The sequence below is a fragment of the Gimesia benthica genome (assembly GCF_009720525.1).
In the GTDB taxonomy this organism is placed as follows: Bacteria; Planctomycetota; Planctomycetia; order Planctomycetales; family Planctomycetaceae; genus Gimesia; species Gimesia benthica.
On sequence record NZ_CP043930.1, the window covers coordinates 4,315,529 to 4,330,166 of the forward strand.

Annotated in this window: 25 protein-coding genes; 24 read left to right on the forward strand and 1 reads right to left on the reverse strand. The window is 51.3% G+C overall.

Annotation, left to right across the window (positions count from 1 at the left end; translation table 11 throughout):
* The first annotated feature begins 10 nt into the window (after positions 1-10).
* The 24 genes from rplD (at position 11) to F1728_RS16755 (ending at position 13,897) form a co-directional block, all read left to right on the forward strand.
* Positions 11-640, forward strand: a complete 630-nt coding sequence (rplD, locus tag F1728_RS16640; protein WP_155365053.1) for a 50S ribosomal protein L4 — start codon at positions 11-13, stop codon at positions 638-640.
* Between the two features lie 53 nt (positions 641-693).
* A complete protein-coding gene (gene rplW, locus F1728_RS16645; protein WP_145044982.1) occupies positions 694-1,002 on the forward strand; it encodes a 50S ribosomal protein L23 in 309 nt (102 codons plus the stop codon).
* Between the two features lie 75 nt (positions 1,003-1,077).
* Complete coding sequence (gene rplB, locus F1728_RS16650; RefSeq protein ID WP_145044980.1) at positions 1,078-1,935, forward strand: 50S ribosomal protein L2; 858 nt, start codon at positions 1,078-1,080, stop codon at positions 1,933-1,935.
* A 61-nt stretch (positions 1,936-1,996) separates the two neighbouring features.
* A complete protein-coding gene (gene rpsS / locus F1728_RS16655) occupies positions 1,997-2,263 on the forward strand; it encodes a 30S ribosomal protein S19 (RefSeq protein WP_145044978.1) in 267 nt (88 codons plus the stop codon).
* Positions 2,264-2,344: 81 nt separating this feature from the next.
* Positions 2,345-2,689 (forward strand): 50S ribosomal protein L22, encoded by a 345-nt coding sequence (rplV, locus tag F1728_RS16660; RefSeq protein ID WP_145192477.1) that lies wholly within the window; start codon positions 2,345-2,347, stop codon positions 2,687-2,689.
* Positions 2,690-2,757: 68 nt separating this feature from the next.
* Positions 2,758-3,459 (forward strand): 30S ribosomal protein S3, encoded by a 702-nt coding sequence (rpsC, locus tag F1728_RS16665; protein WP_155365054.1) that lies wholly within the window; start codon positions 2,758-2,760, stop codon positions 3,457-3,459.
* On the forward strand, positions 3,398-3,817 hold the full coding sequence (gene rplP / locus F1728_RS16670) for a 50S ribosomal protein L16 (protein ID WP_145192471.1): 420 nt from the start codon (positions 3,398-3,400) through the stop codon (positions 3,815-3,817). Before rpsC ends, rplP begins: the two co-directional genes overlap by 62 nt.
* 90 nt (positions 3,818-3,907) lie before the next feature.
* The gene (gene rpmC, locus F1728_RS16675) at positions 3,908-4,117 is read left to right on the forward strand and encodes a 50S ribosomal protein L29 (RefSeq protein ID WP_002649721.1); all 210 of its coding nucleotides are present in this window, start codon (positions 3,908-3,910) and stop codon (positions 4,115-4,117) included.
* Positions 4,118-4,144: 27 nt separating this feature from the next.
* Positions 4,145-4,390 carry a 30S ribosomal protein S17 gene (gene rpsQ, locus F1728_RS16680; protein ID WP_145044969.1) on the forward strand — a complete coding sequence of 82 codons (246 nt, stop codon included), beginning with the start codon at positions 4,145-4,147 and terminating at the stop codon, positions 4,388-4,390.
* Positions 4,391-4,484: 94 nt separating this feature from the next.
* The gene (gene rplN / locus F1728_RS16685) at positions 4,485-4,853 is read left to right on the forward strand and encodes a 50S ribosomal protein L14 (RefSeq protein WP_145192468.1); all 369 of its coding nucleotides are present in this window, start codon (positions 4,485-4,487) and stop codon (positions 4,851-4,853) included.
* A 1-nt stretch (position 4,854) separates the two neighbouring features.
* Positions 4,855-5,208: a 50S ribosomal protein L24 gene (gene rplX / locus F1728_RS16690; protein ID WP_155365055.1), complete on the forward strand. Its 354-nt coding sequence runs from the start codon at positions 4,855-4,857 to the stop codon at positions 5,206-5,208.
* A gap of 63 nt (positions 5,209-5,271) precedes the next feature.
* On the forward strand, positions 5,272-5,817 hold the full coding sequence (gene rplE, locus F1728_RS16695; RefSeq protein WP_197993706.1) for a 50S ribosomal protein L5: 546 nt from the start codon (positions 5,272-5,274) through the stop codon (positions 5,815-5,817).
* Positions 5,818-5,897: 80 nt separating this feature from the next.
* Positions 5,898-6,293: a 30S ribosomal protein S8 gene (gene rpsH / locus F1728_RS16700; protein ID WP_149338395.1), complete on the forward strand. Its 396-nt coding sequence runs from the start codon at positions 5,898-5,900 to the stop codon at positions 6,291-6,293.
* A gap of 67 nt (positions 6,294-6,360) precedes the next feature.
* A complete protein-coding gene (gene rplF / locus F1728_RS16705; protein ID WP_145044961.1) occupies positions 6,361-6,906 on the forward strand; it encodes a 50S ribosomal protein L6 in 546 nt (181 codons plus the stop codon).
* A gap of 77 nt (positions 6,907-6,983) precedes the next feature.
* Positions 6,984-7,349, forward strand: a complete 366-nt coding sequence (gene rplR, locus F1728_RS16710) for a 50S ribosomal protein L18 (protein WP_145044959.1) — start codon at positions 6,984-6,986, stop codon at positions 7,347-7,349.
* 36 nt (positions 7,350-7,385) lie between these two features.
* A complete protein-coding gene (gene rpsE / locus F1728_RS16715; protein WP_155365056.1) occupies positions 7,386-7,865 on the forward strand; it encodes a 30S ribosomal protein S5 in 480 nt (159 codons plus the stop codon).
* The gene (rplO, locus tag F1728_RS16720; protein ID WP_145192462.1) at positions 7,865-8,317 is read left to right on the forward strand and encodes a 50S ribosomal protein L15; all 453 of its coding nucleotides are present in this window, start codon (positions 7,865-7,867) and stop codon (positions 8,315-8,317) included. The genes rpsE and rplO overlap by 1 nt, the downstream gene beginning before the upstream one ends.
* Before the next feature lie 132 nt (positions 8,318-8,449).
* Complete coding sequence (gene secY / locus F1728_RS16725) at positions 8,450-9,814, forward strand: preprotein translocase subunit SecY (RefSeq protein WP_145192459.1); 1,365 nt, start codon at positions 8,450-8,452, stop codon at positions 9,812-9,814.
* 252 nt (positions 9,815-10,066) lie between these two features.
* Complete coding sequence (gene rpmJ, locus F1728_RS16730; RefSeq protein WP_144980856.1) at positions 10,067-10,183, forward strand: 50S ribosomal protein L36; 117 nt, start codon at positions 10,067-10,069, stop codon at positions 10,181-10,183.
* A gap of 59 nt (positions 10,184-10,242) precedes the next feature.
* On the forward strand, positions 10,243-10,629 hold the full coding sequence (gene rpsM / locus F1728_RS16735; protein ID WP_145192456.1) for a 30S ribosomal protein S13: 387 nt from the start codon (positions 10,243-10,245) through the stop codon (positions 10,627-10,629).
* A gap of 148 nt (positions 10,630-10,777) precedes the next feature.
* Complete coding sequence (rpsK, locus tag F1728_RS16740) at positions 10,778-11,158, forward strand: 30S ribosomal protein S11 (protein WP_145044949.1); 381 nt, start codon at positions 10,778-10,780, stop codon at positions 11,156-11,158.
* A 124-nt stretch (positions 11,159-11,282) separates the two neighbouring features.
* A complete protein-coding gene (locus F1728_RS16745) occupies positions 11,283-12,302 on the forward strand; it encodes a DNA-directed RNA polymerase subunit alpha (RefSeq protein ID WP_145044946.1) in 1,020 nt (339 codons plus the stop codon).
* An 80-nt stretch (positions 12,303-12,382) separates the two neighbouring features.
* Positions 12,383-13,099, forward strand: coding sequence for a 50S ribosomal protein L17 (rplQ, locus tag F1728_RS16750; RefSeq protein ID WP_155365057.1), 717 nt, complete (start codon positions 12,383-12,385; stop codon positions 13,097-13,099).
* A gap of 207 nt (positions 13,100-13,306) precedes the next feature.
* A complete protein-coding gene (locus tag F1728_RS16755) occupies positions 13,307-13,897 on the forward strand; it encodes a putative metallopeptidase (protein ID WP_155365058.1) in 591 nt (196 codons plus the stop codon).
* Between the two features lie 41 nt (positions 13,898-13,938).
* Here F1728_RS16755 and F1728_RS16760 read toward each other — a convergent pair whose 3' ends face one another.
* The gene (locus tag F1728_RS16760) at positions 13,939-14,601 is read right to left on the reverse strand and encodes a DUF6882 domain-containing protein (RefSeq protein WP_155365059.1); all 663 of its coding nucleotides are present in this window, start codon (positions 14,599-14,601) and stop codon (positions 13,939-13,941) included.
* Positions 14,602-14,638 lie beyond the last annotated feature (37 nt).

Consider the following 14,638-nt stretch of genomic DNA (forward strand, 5'->3'; position numbering starts at 1 on the left):
TGGTGTCGAAATGATTTCAGTTGCAATTCAAGATAAAGCTGGCAAAGAAGTGGGCAAGTATGAGTTCGAGTCCACCGAACTGGCCAGTGGTATCAACCGCCAGTTGCTCCACGATGTGGTTGTGATGTACCAGGCGAATAAGCGGATTGGTTCTGCAAAGTCCAAAAGCCGCGGTATGGTGGCTGGTAGTACCAGAAAACTGTATCGTCAGAAGGGTACTGGTCGGGCTCGTGCTGGTGCGGTCCGGACTCCTGTTCGTCGGGGCGGTGGTCACACTTTTGCCAAGTCTCCGAAAGACTGGAGCTACCGTCTTCCCAAGAAGGCTGTCAAGCTCGCAACCCGGATGGCGATTCTAAGTAAGTTTGAAGATGAGCAGGTAACACTGCTGGATGAGCTGGCTCTTGAAGTGCCAAAAACAAAAGAAGTCGCCGGCGTGCTGAAGGCACTCGGTCTGACCGGCACCAGTTGTCTGTTGACGGTTGAAGGTCACGATCCTGTTGTCTGGAAGTCTGCCCGCAATATTGCCGGGGTTCAGGTTTCTCCCGCCAGTGATCTGAATGCATACGATGTTCTGCATAAGCGGCAGATGGTGCTGACCAAGTCAGCCCTGGATGCATTGCTCGGTCGGAATGAAGGTTAATTTGACGAAGTGCCTGGTTTAAAAGTCCAGTCTGGATATTGAGGTTAACAGTTATGTCAGATGGTTCAAAAAAAGGCGTTCAGCTGGAACCGTATCAGGTCGTCATCCGGCCGTTGGTGACAGAAAAAGGGACTCATCAGTCTGAGTCTTACAATACATACACGTTTGTCGTTGATAAGTCGGCGACAAAAACGGATATCAAAAAAGCGGTATCTGATTTATGGAATGTGCGTGTGGTTTCCGTGCGAACCCAGAACCGGGGCGGAAAGCCGCGTCGCCATCGATATAAAGTTGGTTATACAAAATCCTGGAAGAAGGCAATTGTCGAACTGCACGAGGATGATCGTATTTCATTCTTCTAAGCCGCAGGTTGAGTTGCATCGAAGACAAATTGTGAACCGGTTTTTGAAACCAGCAGATCATTGAGGAAATAAATTATGGGAATCCGATTCTACAAGCCAACGACACCAGGTCGGCGTGGTGCATCGGTGAGCGATTTCGCAGCGATCACAGATCGTAAGAAGGCTCCTGAGAAATCCCTGCTCGTACGATACAAGAAAAAAGGTGGACGAAACAACCAGGGTGTGATCACCGCACGGCATCGTGGCGGCGGACACAAGCGGATGTATCGTCTGATCGACTTCCGTCGGAATAAAGATGGTGTTCCAGCCAAGGTTAACGGGATTGAATACGATCCCAACCGTTCGGCCCGGATCGCGCTGCTGCACTATGTTGATGGTGAAAAGCGTTACATCCTGGCACCTGAAGGTTTGACTGCTGGTGATACCGTAGTAAGTGGCGAAAAGGTTGAGCCGAATGTCGGCAACTGTATGCCTCTGGCAAACATTCCGCTGGGCTCGATGGTACACAATGTTGAAATGCAGCCAGGTCGTGGCGGACAGCTGTGCCGGAGTGCCGGTACAGGTGCTGTTCTGAACGCTCGCGAAGATAACTGGGCTCAGATCACTCTGCCTTCCGGCGAAGTGCGTCGTGTTCCCAGTTCCTGTCGGGCAACGATCGGTGAAATTGGTAACTCTGAGCATACAAAAGTTGTACTGGGTAAAGCTGGTCGTAAACGCTGGATGGGGCGTCGTCCTCACGTGCGTGGTACCTGTATGAACCCTGTTGCACACCCGATGGGTGGTGGTGAAGGTCGTAATTCCGGGGGTCGTCATCCCTGTAGTCCGACTGGTAAGCTTGCGAAAGGTGGAAAGACCCGCAAGAAGAAAAAAGCTTCATCAAAGGCTATCATTCGGCGGCGTAAGTCTCGTCGTTATGGCCAGCTGAAACTCTGACGTAGTGTGTTGAACTGAATAAAAAATAACTATCTGTTTTCGATAATTGAGGACAAGTTTTATGGGTCGCTCTCTGAAAAAAGGGCCTTATGTTGACGTTAAACTTCTGAAGAAGATTGAGAAGTTGAACGAATCGGGAAAAAAGACGCCGATCAAGACATGGGCTCGGGCTTCAACTATTGCTCCGGAATTTGTAGGTCACACTTTCCTGGTGCATAACGGGCGCGCTCACTTAAACGTGTATGTCACCGAAGAAATGGTGGGTCACAAGCTGGGAGAATTCTCCCTGACCCGCAACTTCCGCGGCCATACCGTTAAGAAGAAATAAACTGTTTGTGTTGGTGGTGATTACGGCCTGACAGGCCGATAACCGATAGAAATTAAGCAATAGTGAAGTGGAGTAATTGTCATGGGGCAAGTTCGAGCAATGCATCGATTTGCACGAATCTCAGCAACTAAGGTGCGTCCTTTTGCAGACATGGTTCGGGGAATGACTGCTTCGGAAGGTCTGGATTCTTTGAAATACATTCCGAACCGGGGTGCCCGTTTCCTGGAAAAGGTTATCAAGAGTGCGATGGCCAATGCTGAAGACAAAGGTGCCCGCAATGTGGAAGGCCTGAAGATCACCGAAGCACGCGTTGATGGCGGTCCGATGTTTAAACGGATTCAGCCCCGTGCCCGCGGTATGGCTTACACGATTCGTCGCCGGATGTCTCACATTCATGTTTCGATTGATGCTCCCGAATTGCCTTAGGTAATCGGATCACTGTTGCCAGACACTTATTATTCTCAACCAGAAATACTTAAAGGATAACCTGTATCATGGGGCAAAAAGTTCGACCAACCGGATTTCGAGTCGGAGTCGTTGAAGACTGGAGAAGTCGTTGGTATGCCTCCAAGAAAGATTTTGGGGCATTGCTGGTTGAAGATCAGAAGGTACGTAAATTTATTCAAACCAAATATAAGTTTGCCGGCATCCCGAAAGTGGAGATCGAAAGAACTCGCGATCAGGTAGTGGTGCACTTATTTACGGCCCGTCCCGGGATCATCATTGGTCGTAAGGGACAGGAAGTAGACCGGTTGAAAGCCGAACTGGAAGATCTCACCGGTCGTCGGATGGAATTGAAGATTATTGAAGTCGACAATGCACTGCAGAGTGCAGCGTTGGTAGCGGAAGATATCGCACAGCAGCTTTCCAAGCGTGGTAGCTTCCGAAGAACTATTAAGCGTGCCCTGGACCAGGTAATGGAAACGGGCGTTCATGGAATTAAGATCGAGCTTTCCGGTCGTCTGGGTGGAGCGGAGATGTCACGGCGCGAAAAAGCCAGCCGTGGTTCAATCCCCCTGTCGACTCTGCAGCGTCACGTTGACTACGGATTCCGCGAGGCACACACCACCTTCGGAGTCATCGGAGTGAAAGTTTGGATTGACCTTGGTGATTATTCAGATGAGGAGAATCGCGATGGCGTTAATGCCAAAGCGGGTCAAGCACCGCAAAAGCCAAAGAGGACGCATAAAAGGTAATGCGACACGTGGTAACACTGTTGCCTTTGGTGAATGGGGCTTACAATCTCTGGACCCGGGGCATATCACAGCTCAAACCATCGAAGCGTGCCGAATTGCAGCCACACAATATGTTCGAGGTGAAGGTAAGCTCTATATCCGGATCTTCCCGCAGAAGTCGGTAACATCCCGTCCTCTGGAAACCCGTATGGGTAAGGGTAAAGGGGAACCGGATCACTGGGTTGCCGTCGTCAAGCCAGGTACGGTTCTGTTCGAACTGGCAGGTGTCTCGCACGAGGCAGCAAAACGCTGTTTCGCTCGTGTGGCACACAAGTTACCAGTTAACGTCCGGCTGGTAGAACGTCGTCCGTCCGTCTAGGGCTGTCGACCAGATAACTGATTTTTTAAAACACTTTAGTCCTGTCTGCATCTTACAGCGAGACTGATAAACAATCATTGGGTTTGACTGATGACCAAAGCAAGTGAATTACGCGAGATGAATGATGAGCAATTGTCATTTGCTCTGCAGGAAACACAGAAAGAGCTGTTTCAGTTGCGCTTCCAGGCGGCAACGGAGCGGCTCGATGCACCGAGTAACATTAAGCGGCTCAGACGGGAAATTGCCCGGATTCAGACAATCCGTCGTGAACGCGAATTAAGTCAGCAGAATAATGCTTAATCAGGCTCGTTAGGGTAAGTAGAAGAAATGCGAAAAAAACTGACAGGCTTAGTGGCCAGTGCCAAAATGGACAAAACGTTGCGGGTTGAAATTCAGCGACGATACCGTCATCCGTTGTACGGGAAAACCGTTCGCGGTCGGACAGTCTGCCACGTGCACGATGAACAGAATGAAGCACAGGAAGGGGATACGGTAGAAATTATCGAAAGCCGTCCCCGTTCCAAGACAAAGCGTTGGGATTTAATCCGAGTTGTAGAGAAGAAACAGGACTGAAGTCGCTTCTGACCGGCTACAGGTTCGGTTTAGTTAATAGTACAAAGATCAGGATATTCCTCATCTTTTTGGTTGATAAGGAACAGGCAAAGCCATGATTCAGATGCAAACCGATCTGGATGTATGTGATAACTCCGGAGCCAAAGTCGCGCGGTGCATTAAAGTGCTGGGTGGTACAGGCCGTCGGACTGCTGAAGTCGGCGATGTGATTGTCGTAAGTATCCAGAAGACACTGGCTGGCAGTAACATTAAAAAAGGCCAGGTACTGCGGGGCGTAATAGTACGCACCAAGTATCCCTGCCGCCGCGATGATGGCAGCTATGTGAAGTTCGATCGGAATGCCATCGTGCTGATCGACGGTGATGGGAACCCTCGTGGGACCCGTATCTTCGGCGCTGTAGCACGTGAACTCCGCGAACGCCGTTATCTGAAAATTATTAGCCTGGCAAACGAGGTGGTCTGAGATGAAGATACGACGTGGCGATTCAGTGATTGTGGTCACCGGAGCCGATGCAGGCGATACTCCCCGGCGTGTATTGTCGGTCGTCGATGGCGGTAAAAAGCTGACAGTAGAAAATGTAAACCGTGCCCTGAAGCACGTGAAACGCGGACATCCCAAGAGCCCTCAGGGGGGACGTCTGGAAATTGAGATGCCGATCGATGCTTCCAACGTCAAGTTTTACTGCGAAGCCTGCAGTAAAGGGACCCGCATCGGATATCGTTACACCGCTGATGGCAGCAAAGAACGGTTCTGCAAATCGTGCGATGCCTCACTGGGAACGATCAGTCCAGCGAATGCAAAATACCAGAAACAGTAATCAGCATCAGTAGTTTTCAGTAAGGAAGACTGTTCCGAAGTTCGGCCGGTCTGAAACAGAAACATGGCAATACCAACATTATTAAAACAATATCGTGAAGAGATTGTTCCCGTCCTGAAGGAAAAACTGGGACGCACCAACGTGCACTCACTGCCTCAGATTGAAAAGGTCGTGATCAGCATGGGGATTGGTGCTGCCAACCAGGACCGGAAGCGTCTGACTGAAGCAGCTGACCATCTGACAATTCTGGCAGGCCAGAAATCGCAGATCACCCGGGCCCGTAAGTCTGTGGCTGGTTTCAAACTGCGTGAAGGTCAGGAAATCGGCTGTCGCGTGACCCTGCGTGGCACCCGGATGTACGAATTTCTGGAACGTCTGATCTCCCTGGCTCTGCCGCGTGTACGCGACTTCCGGGGTGTGAATCCCAAAGCGTTTGACGGTGCAGGCAATTACAGCCTGGGCCTCAACGAACAGGTCGTGTTCCTGGAAATCGATCCCGATTCCGTGCATCATGCCCAGGGGATGAATATTACTATCGTGACAACTGCCAAGGATAACGACGAAGGCCGGCTGTTGCTGACCGAGCTCGGTATGCCTTTCCGCAAGTAATCGCGTTACAAAGATTTCTATAAGATACAAAACAATTTTTTTGGTAGATCGTCGGAGATTAAAGTGAGGGTAGCCAGCTAATGATGACAGACCCCATTGCAGACATGCTGACACGAATTCGTAATGCACTGCAGATTGAACGGCCGTTTGTAGATATTCCTGCTTCCAAAATCAAGACCGCCATCGCTGGCGCCTTGCAGCGGGAAGGTTACATCTGGGACTATGAAGTCATTGAAGACACTCCACAGAACGTGCTGCGTGTCAATTTGAAATATGGTCCCAACGGGGAACGCGTCATTCAGCGAATCGTCCGTGAAAGTAAACCCGGACGTCGCCACTACCAGGACCTGCGGTCCATGCCGGAAGTCCTGCAGGGTCTGGGTGTCAGCATCCTGTCTACCAGCAAGGGCGTGCTGAGCAATCGTGAAGCGAAAAAAGAAGGTGTGGGCGGCGAGCTGCTGTGCACCATCTGGTAATCCAAACGTGCCGCAAGGCTGGCCGATCTGTATCTGCCACGATTTAATTTAACTGGAAATTGAAGTTATGTCTCGAATCGGTAAAAAACCAGTTGCCGTTCCCACCGGAGTCGAAATTAAGGTGGATGGCGGAACCATCACTGTCAAAGGTAAGCAGGGTGAATTGAAGTTTACCTACCATCCGGCGATGAGTGTGGAATTTGATTCGGAAGCCAACGAGGTCAACGTGATTCGTCCTGACGATGAGCGTAAGAATCGTGCTCTGCACGGTCTGACCCGGGCACTGATTGCCAACATGGTTCAGGGTGTGGAAACACCGTTCGTCAAAAAGCTGGAAATTCAGGGCGTGGGTTACCAGGCATCACTGAATGGTCAGAAACTGAGCCTGCAGGTCGGGTTTGCCAACACAATCGTGCTGGATGTGCCTCAGGGAGTGAATTGCGAACTTCCTAACGCAACCAACATTGTTGTCAGCGGACCGGACAAGCATATGGTAGGTCAGTTTGCAGCGAACATTCGCAGCGTACGTCCTCCTGAACCTTACAAAGGTAAAGGGATTCGTTACGAAGGCGAATACGTACGGCGCAAAGCCGGTAAGGCCTTTGCTAACTAACGGTTTTCAACTGCTGGTGATCCAGGTATTCTGACGGTCAGGCCGATGGCCACTGTTTAAGAGAAGATGACGGTAAAATGAAACTAGAAAAAACGCTGAAAAAACAGAAGTCACGACGTTCGTTCCGGATTCGTAACACAGTCCGTAAAACGGGCCGTTACCGTCTGTCTGTTTATCGTAGCAACAATCATATTTATGCCCAGATCATTGACGACACTGCAGGGGCAACCCTGGTTTCAGCCAGCACCAAAGACAAGTCTCTGGCCGGCGAAATCAAAGTGGGTGGCAACATTGCTGCCGCTGAAAAGGTTGGCAAACTGCTGGGTGAGCGGGCCGCTGAAAAAGGGATCAAAGAGGTCGCCTTCGATCGCGGACCTTACCGCTACCATGGTCGGGTAGCAGCCCTGGCAGATGCTGCCCGTCAGGCAGGGCTGGATTTTTAATCGAGACAACACTCAATACGGGTTGGAGAAGATACCGTGTCAAAAGAATCGACAAAACAAACGCCAGAAACCGTCATCCAGATCCGCCGTTGTGCCTGCGTAGTCAAGGGGGGCCGTCGGTTCAGCTTTACTGCTCTGGTCGTCGTAGGCGATAAAGAAGGCCGGGTAGGCTGGGGTTATGGCAAAGCGATCGAAGTGCCGCTGGCTGTGGATAAAGCAGTCAAGCAGGCCAATCGCAACATGGTCAAAGTGCCGATCGTTGAGCACACCGTGCCTCACGAGGTCGTCGGTCGCTTCGGTTCTTCCCGCGTTCTGCTGTTACCCGCTCGTCCTGGTACTGGTATTATTGCCGGCACTGGTGTGCGTTCTGTGGTAGAAGCAGTCGGAATTACCGACATTTACACAAAGAGTCGTGGATCCAACAATCCAATCAATGTAGTGAAAGCCACAATTGATGGGCTCTCAAAACTGCGAACCCGTGACGATATTGCACGCTTGAGAGGAGTAGAAGTCTAATGATTATTGATGACGTTCACCGCGGAATTCAAAAGAATAAAAAACGCAAGCGTGTTGGTCGTGGTCCGGGATCGGGTCATGGTAAAACATCGTCTCGCGGTCACAAAGGTTATGGCAGCCGTGCGGGTGCATCCCGTCGTACCAGCTTCGAAGGGGGGCAGACCCCGCTGGCAATGCGTGTTGCTAAACGTGGCTTCAATAATAAACAGTTCGCCAAGAAGGTTGCTGTTGTTAACGTAGCTGCTCTCGAGCAGGCCTTCGACAACGGTGCTGAAATTACTCCGGAAATTCTGGCTGCGAAAGGACTGGCTAAAGGTCGGTTCGATCAGGTCAAAATCCTGGGTAACGGCGATCTCAGCAAAAAGCTGAGCGTGACTGCTCACCTGTTCTCCGCATCTGCAGAATCCAAGATTCAGGCAGCCGGTGGTTCAGTCAGTCGGATTTTGTCATAAGTAATTGATTCAAGGACTTGATTTCAGCAGACAGGAATACGATTCCCCTTTTCTTCTCTATTCGTTAAGATCTGAAGCACAAAGATTATCCATTTTTCTTCTGCTGAGTTATGACACAAAGGACCGCTATCCATGCTCGGTAAATTAACTGTACTCTTCAAGATTCCCGAGCTTCGTCGAAAAATTCTGCTGACACTCATTCTGCTGGCAGTTTACCGGATGGGGTTCTGGATTGCGCTGCCGTTCATCGATCAGGCACAGCTTTCCGAGACATTACAGGATCTGCAAAACCAACAGGGTGGCCTGGGACAGGTGATGCAGGTGATCTCACTGTTCTCGGCCTCGAATATTGGTCAGAGTACCATCTTCGGTCTGGGCATTATGCCTTACATCTCTGCTTCGATTATCTTCCAGCTGATGGGGACAGTCTATCCACCGCTGGAACGTCTGCAGAAAGAGGGTGAAGCCGGGCGCAAGAAGATTAATGAATATACACGTTATGCAACGGTCGTGATCTGTCTGGCACAGAGTTACTTCTGGATCCATACTCTGGCGGGTGGTCTGGGCTCGGGTAAGAGTCTGATCCTCGACGGGTACGGCGGCCTCTATTACCAGATGGTGGCGACCATCACCATGACCACCGGGACGATCTTCCTGATGTGGATTGGTGAGCAGATCGACGCTTACGGAATCGGAAACGGGATCAGTCTGCTGATTATGGCAGGAATCCTGGCCCGGATGCCGCAGGCAGGCTGGAGTCTGATTGAACCGGCTCTGGATAAAGGGATCGCACTGGGAACCGACACCGGGATTGACCGGTTGCTGATTCTCGCTCTCGTGTTTGTCTTCGTCGTTGTCTGGGTGATTGCGATTACCCAGGGACAGCGTCGGATTCCGATTCAGAGTGCCAAGCACGTACGGGGTCGTCGGGTTTCCGGCGGTCAGCGTCAGTCACTGCCGCTGCGTGTTAACCAGGCAGGTGTGATGCCGATCATCTTCGCTTCCAGTCTGCTGATGTTCCCTTACTTTGTCTTCCACTGGATGAGCTCGGTGTGGACCAGTTCCACCTTCCTGTCCATGCTGGACGGGGCTTTCCAGCCGATGAGTCGTGGTTTTGTATACACAATCTCTTATGTGATATTGATTTACTTCTTCTGCTACTTCTGGACGGCGATTACCTTTAATCCCAAGGATATGGCAGAAAACCTGAAAGATTACGGTTCGTTCATTCCGGGATATCGTCCTGGTGCCCGGACAGCCGCCTATCTGGAAGCAGTCATGGTTCGTATCACATATGTGGGGGCTGCGTTCCTGTCACTGGTCGCGATTATTCCAACGCTGGTATCAACCTGGCTGGGTGTCGACTTCCTGGTGGCGAGTTTTTACGGTGGAACCGGATTATTGATTGTGGTTTCTGTAGTGCTGGACCTGGTCAACAAGATTGACAGCCATCTGGTTATGCGAAACTACTCTGGATTACTTGAGAGCGATCTGTAAGGCATAAACGGGCGAGTCGCAGCGAAATTCACCAAAAAAGGGGTGTTTCGCTTGTCGATTTACGCATAATGCGTTTATAATTTCCTGATTCGCTCCGCTTCGGAAATTGTACAGGTTTGATACGAAGCCGGAGTTTGCTCATTTTATGGGCGCAACTATCTGAATTTACACGAGTTACAGTGTTTGAGCCGGAGAGGTTCTCTCTGCTGACTCGCCAAACGTGAACCAAACTAATAGAGAAATCGTAGTACGATGAAAGTCCGAGCCAGTGTTAAGCGGATTTGTGAGAGCTGTAAAGTCATCAGACGGAAGGGCCGTGTTTACGTGATCTGCTCTTCCAACCCTCGTCATAAACAGCGCCAGGGTTAGTCTCGCACTCAGTTTGCATGATTTAATTTCAGTTTTTACAACCAGCGGAGTGAAATAAAATGCCTCGTATTCTCGGTGTTGATATTCCGAACGAAAAACCTGTTTATGTTTCCCTGACTTACCTGTACGGCATCGGTCGGGTAACGGCTCTTGATATCTGCTTCAAGCTGGAAATCAATCCCCAGATGAAGGCCAAAGACCTGACCGACGATGAGCTGAGTCGTATCGTGAACGTACTGGATACCGACTATTCCGTCGAAGGTCAGTTGCGTCGAACCACACAGCAGGACATCGCCCGTCTGCGGGACATTCAGTCATACCGCGGAATTCGTCATCGTCGCGGACTGCCCGTACGCGGCCAGAATACACAGACCAATGCCCGTACCCGCAAAGGTGGTAAGAAAACCGTTGCTGGTAAGAAGGGTGTTAAGGACGCTCGCCACTAAGACCGGTCCCTGGTTCAGGGTATCTGATCAGAGGCGAGTTGAGAGACGATACAATGCCGGCATCATGTTCGGCTTAACGAGAAAACATTCCATCAAAATGAGTTTCAGTTTCTGAGATCCAACAGACAGAAACATCAGGAGTTGCAGAGTGGCTAAAGTCAAACGAAAAAAAGTGAAACGTCACATCACTAAAGCGATTGCTTACATTAAAGCAACGTTTAACAACACCACGGTTACGATTACCGATCTGAACGGTGATGTACTCTGCTGGGCCACAGCAGGTACTTCCGGATTCAAGGGAAGTCGTAAGAGCACTCCTTTTGCTGCTCAGCGGGCTGCAGAAATCTGTGCGGAAAAAGCTTCCAAGTTTGGTGTGAAAGAAATGGAAATTCGCGTCAAGGGACCTGGTTCCGGACGGGAAAGTGCAATCACCGGTCTGCAGACAGCTGGTATCTCGATCAAGGCGATCGAAGACATCACCCCGCTGCCACACAATGGTTGCCGTCCTCCGAAAAAACGTCGCGTCTGATCCGTTACGCAGGTGACGCTGTGAAGACTGTGCGCGAAAGCGTTCAGACTGAAATTAAAATATAACGAGAGTGCCGGTTTCCGAATCGCATTCTGTTTAAATGTGTTCTTGGGAGATTATTTCAATGCGAATCCGTTGGCGAGGACTGGAATTACCAAGCCGTGTCATCCCTGACCGGGACTCAATGACATCCACCTATGGTATGTTTGTAGCCGAACCATTCGAACGTGGATTCGGTGCGACGATCGGCAACAGTCTGCGGCGCATTCTGCTTTCCAGCCTGGAAGGCAGCGCAGTGACACGCGTCAAAATTCAGGGCGTGCAGCACGAGTTCACCACGATTCCCGGTGTTGTCGAAGACATTACCGAAATCTGCCTGAACCTCAAGTCGCTGATCGTCAAGAACTCCAGCTCGACTACCAAGACACTGCGAATTGAAAAACACGAGCGTGGTGTGGTTACCGGTGCTGACGTCATTACCGACGATCAGGTTGAAGTGATCAACAAAGATCTGGTAATCGCCACCATGACCGACGACGTTCCACTCAACATGGAACTGACCATTGATAACGGCCGTGGATATATCCCCGCTTCCGAGCATGCTCAGCATGAAACCGAAGTGGGTGTGATTCCCCTCGATGCCACGTTCTCACCGGTCGTTCGCGTCCGTTACAAAATTGAAGATACCCGTGTTGGTCAGCGGACCAACTACGACAAGCTGATCCTGGAAATCTGGACCAACGGTACCGTGAAACCCGATATGGCCCTGGTAGAAGCTTCCAAGATTCTGCGGAAACACCTCAATCCGTTTATTACTTACCGTGAACCCGGTCCAGAAATGCCACCGGAAGGCGGTCTCAAAGGAATGCTGGATACGACCGGTTACGCACCGATCGACCTGGAACTGGAAGAGAAACTCAACCAGAGTCTGGCCGAGCTGAACCTGTCTGTCCGGGCGACCAACTGCCTGGAATCGGAAGGGATCAACACCGTTCGCGACCTGGTCGGCAAAACGGAAGATCATCTGTTACACGTACGTAATTTCGGGGAAACCACACTGGTTGAAGTTCGTGAACGACTGAACCAGATTGGTCTGCGTCTGGGGATGAAGATTCCCAGCTCGTCTTCACAACAGCCGCGTTAATCGGACAGAGCAACGCGATTATTGGTTATCAAACATCGAGTTCTTTACTCTCAGCAATCAGAATAATTCAGAGTTAAGTCATGCGACACCGAATGAGAGGCCGCAAATTAGGCCGCAATGCATCACACCGTAAGGCGATGTTCCGCAACATGGCGGTGAGCCTCATCAAGACCGTCCGGATCGACGAGGAAGCTGAAAACGCTCCCAAGGTTTCCGGTCGGATCACCACCACCGTGCAGAAAGCCAAAGAACTGCGTCCGTTCATCGAAAAGCTGATCACGGTTGCCAAGAAAGCTCAGCCACACATCGAGAACGCTGCCCAGTACGCAACTTCCGCTGAGAAGAACTCCAGCGAATGGAAGACCTGGCGTGAATCTGAGCAGTGGAACCAGTGGAACCAGGCTCTGGCACCAGCTCTGAGCTACCGTCGTCGGGCATTCGCAGAACTGCGTGACAACGAAGCCGTCGATATCCTGTTCAACGAACTGGCAGAACGCTTTGCAGAACGCAATGGTGGATACACCCGCATTGTGCGTCTGGCAACCGTCCGTCTGGGCGATGCCGGTGCGCAGGCTATCATCGAATTCGTCGGCGAACGAGATCGTGTTAAGCCGACCCGCCGCAGTGAAACACTGGGTTCTGCCGCAACAGAGGAAGCACCAGCTGACGAAGAAGCTCCCGCTGAAGAAACAGCAGAAACAGAAAGCGAAGCAGCCGCTGACGAAGCTCCTGCCACTGAAGCAGAAGCCTCAGAAGGGGAAACTGCTGAAGCTGAAGAAGAGAAAAAAGAGGAGTAAACCGTCGCGAGTCGAATTCGACTTTGCGGAAATCCGGTTTCCCGCTAAAATTTTAAAGCTAAGAGTATCCCTGATATGCTCTTAGCTTTTTTTACGTCCGGAGCGATAACAATGGAATGGAATAACCGACCGCATCCGGACGGAAAACAGTACCCGGCTCGACCTTGTGTCGTTGTGAAGTTGTAGCGGAAAGGATTCTGGCGCAGCATGTCAACGCAGCCTTTTAATTTCAGTCACGCGATGTACCGCCTGTGCAGCGACGTCTCGCGTCGGCTGCCTGAATTTCATCATGTCGATATGGACCGGATCGCGGTCGCCTTTGCCCAGGCCCGCCGCAATGTGCCTTACGGTATGCAAGCTAAGTTGACGCCTCTGCGGTTTGAGAACGGGGCTCTGCAGACCACGCGCTACGGCCGGAAGTGGACGGTGCAGCGGGTGTATCAGGATCAGCAGGAGATGCTCTATATTCTGACGTTCTATCTGCCGCGGTTCCTGAACCATTCGTTCAAAGAGAAGATGATCACGGTGCTGCACGAGCTGTATCACATCAGCCCGGCTTTCGATGGCGACATCCGCCGCCTGGCAGGTCATTACCACGTGCATTCACACAGCCAGAAAGAATACGACGCCCATATGGCGGTACTGGTCGACCAGTACATGAAACTGAACCCACCCTCCGAACTGTTCGGGTTCCTCAAGTGCCGCTTCTCGACGCTGCAGAAAAAGCACGGCGGCGTGGTGGGGCTACAGATCCCGATTCCGAAACTGATTCCGGTGACCGATACGCGGATTGCGTAGTTGTCATTCGATTCTAAAACAGGTGAGAGATCTTCGTCCGTTTATGACAGCGACGCTTTTAATTCCTGCAGGCGGTTGAGCTCATCGAATGTGGCGTGGAGCAGTTCCTGTCCCTCCTCTTCGACCACCAGGGCCTGCGCGCTCACTTTTGGTTCCAGTCCATAGTGCTGCAGATAATGGAAGAGCGCGTTCTTGTGATCTGCGATTTCCATTTGTGCGATGATCTGTGGGAAGTTGGCAGTGATGCGCTGCAGGCTGTGATCGACCGACCAGGGCATTTCCGGTTCGACGATCAGCAGCAGAACCGCTCCCTGGGCATGTGGGCCATGATAATATGCCTGCCCCAGCTTCTGACCAACGGCGATCATACCTAAGGCGTGGCCGTTGACCACCGACAATGAGTGGCGGGCATCGGAAAGTTCGGGGATTTCTTCTCTTTCACCCAGCCGCTTGAGCTCCAGTGCCGCCTGCGTGCGTTCCGGGGGCAGGGAGCTCATCTCATTCGCCCAGGACCAGAGCCAGCTGGAATCGCCGTCGGCTTCGGTTCCCAGGATCTCTGCCTGAAATTCATAGCGGTCTCCGAATGTGAGGAGTCCGGTAGAAACGTCGTAACCCCAGTCCAGGTCTTCTACCAGGTCAGCTAGAAGCAACTGTCGATCGAAGGCAAAACAGAGGTGCTGATTCAGGAGCGTGTTGTAGTCCATGCGTTTCTTTCCGGATGAGAGTCAGAAACCGAGAGAG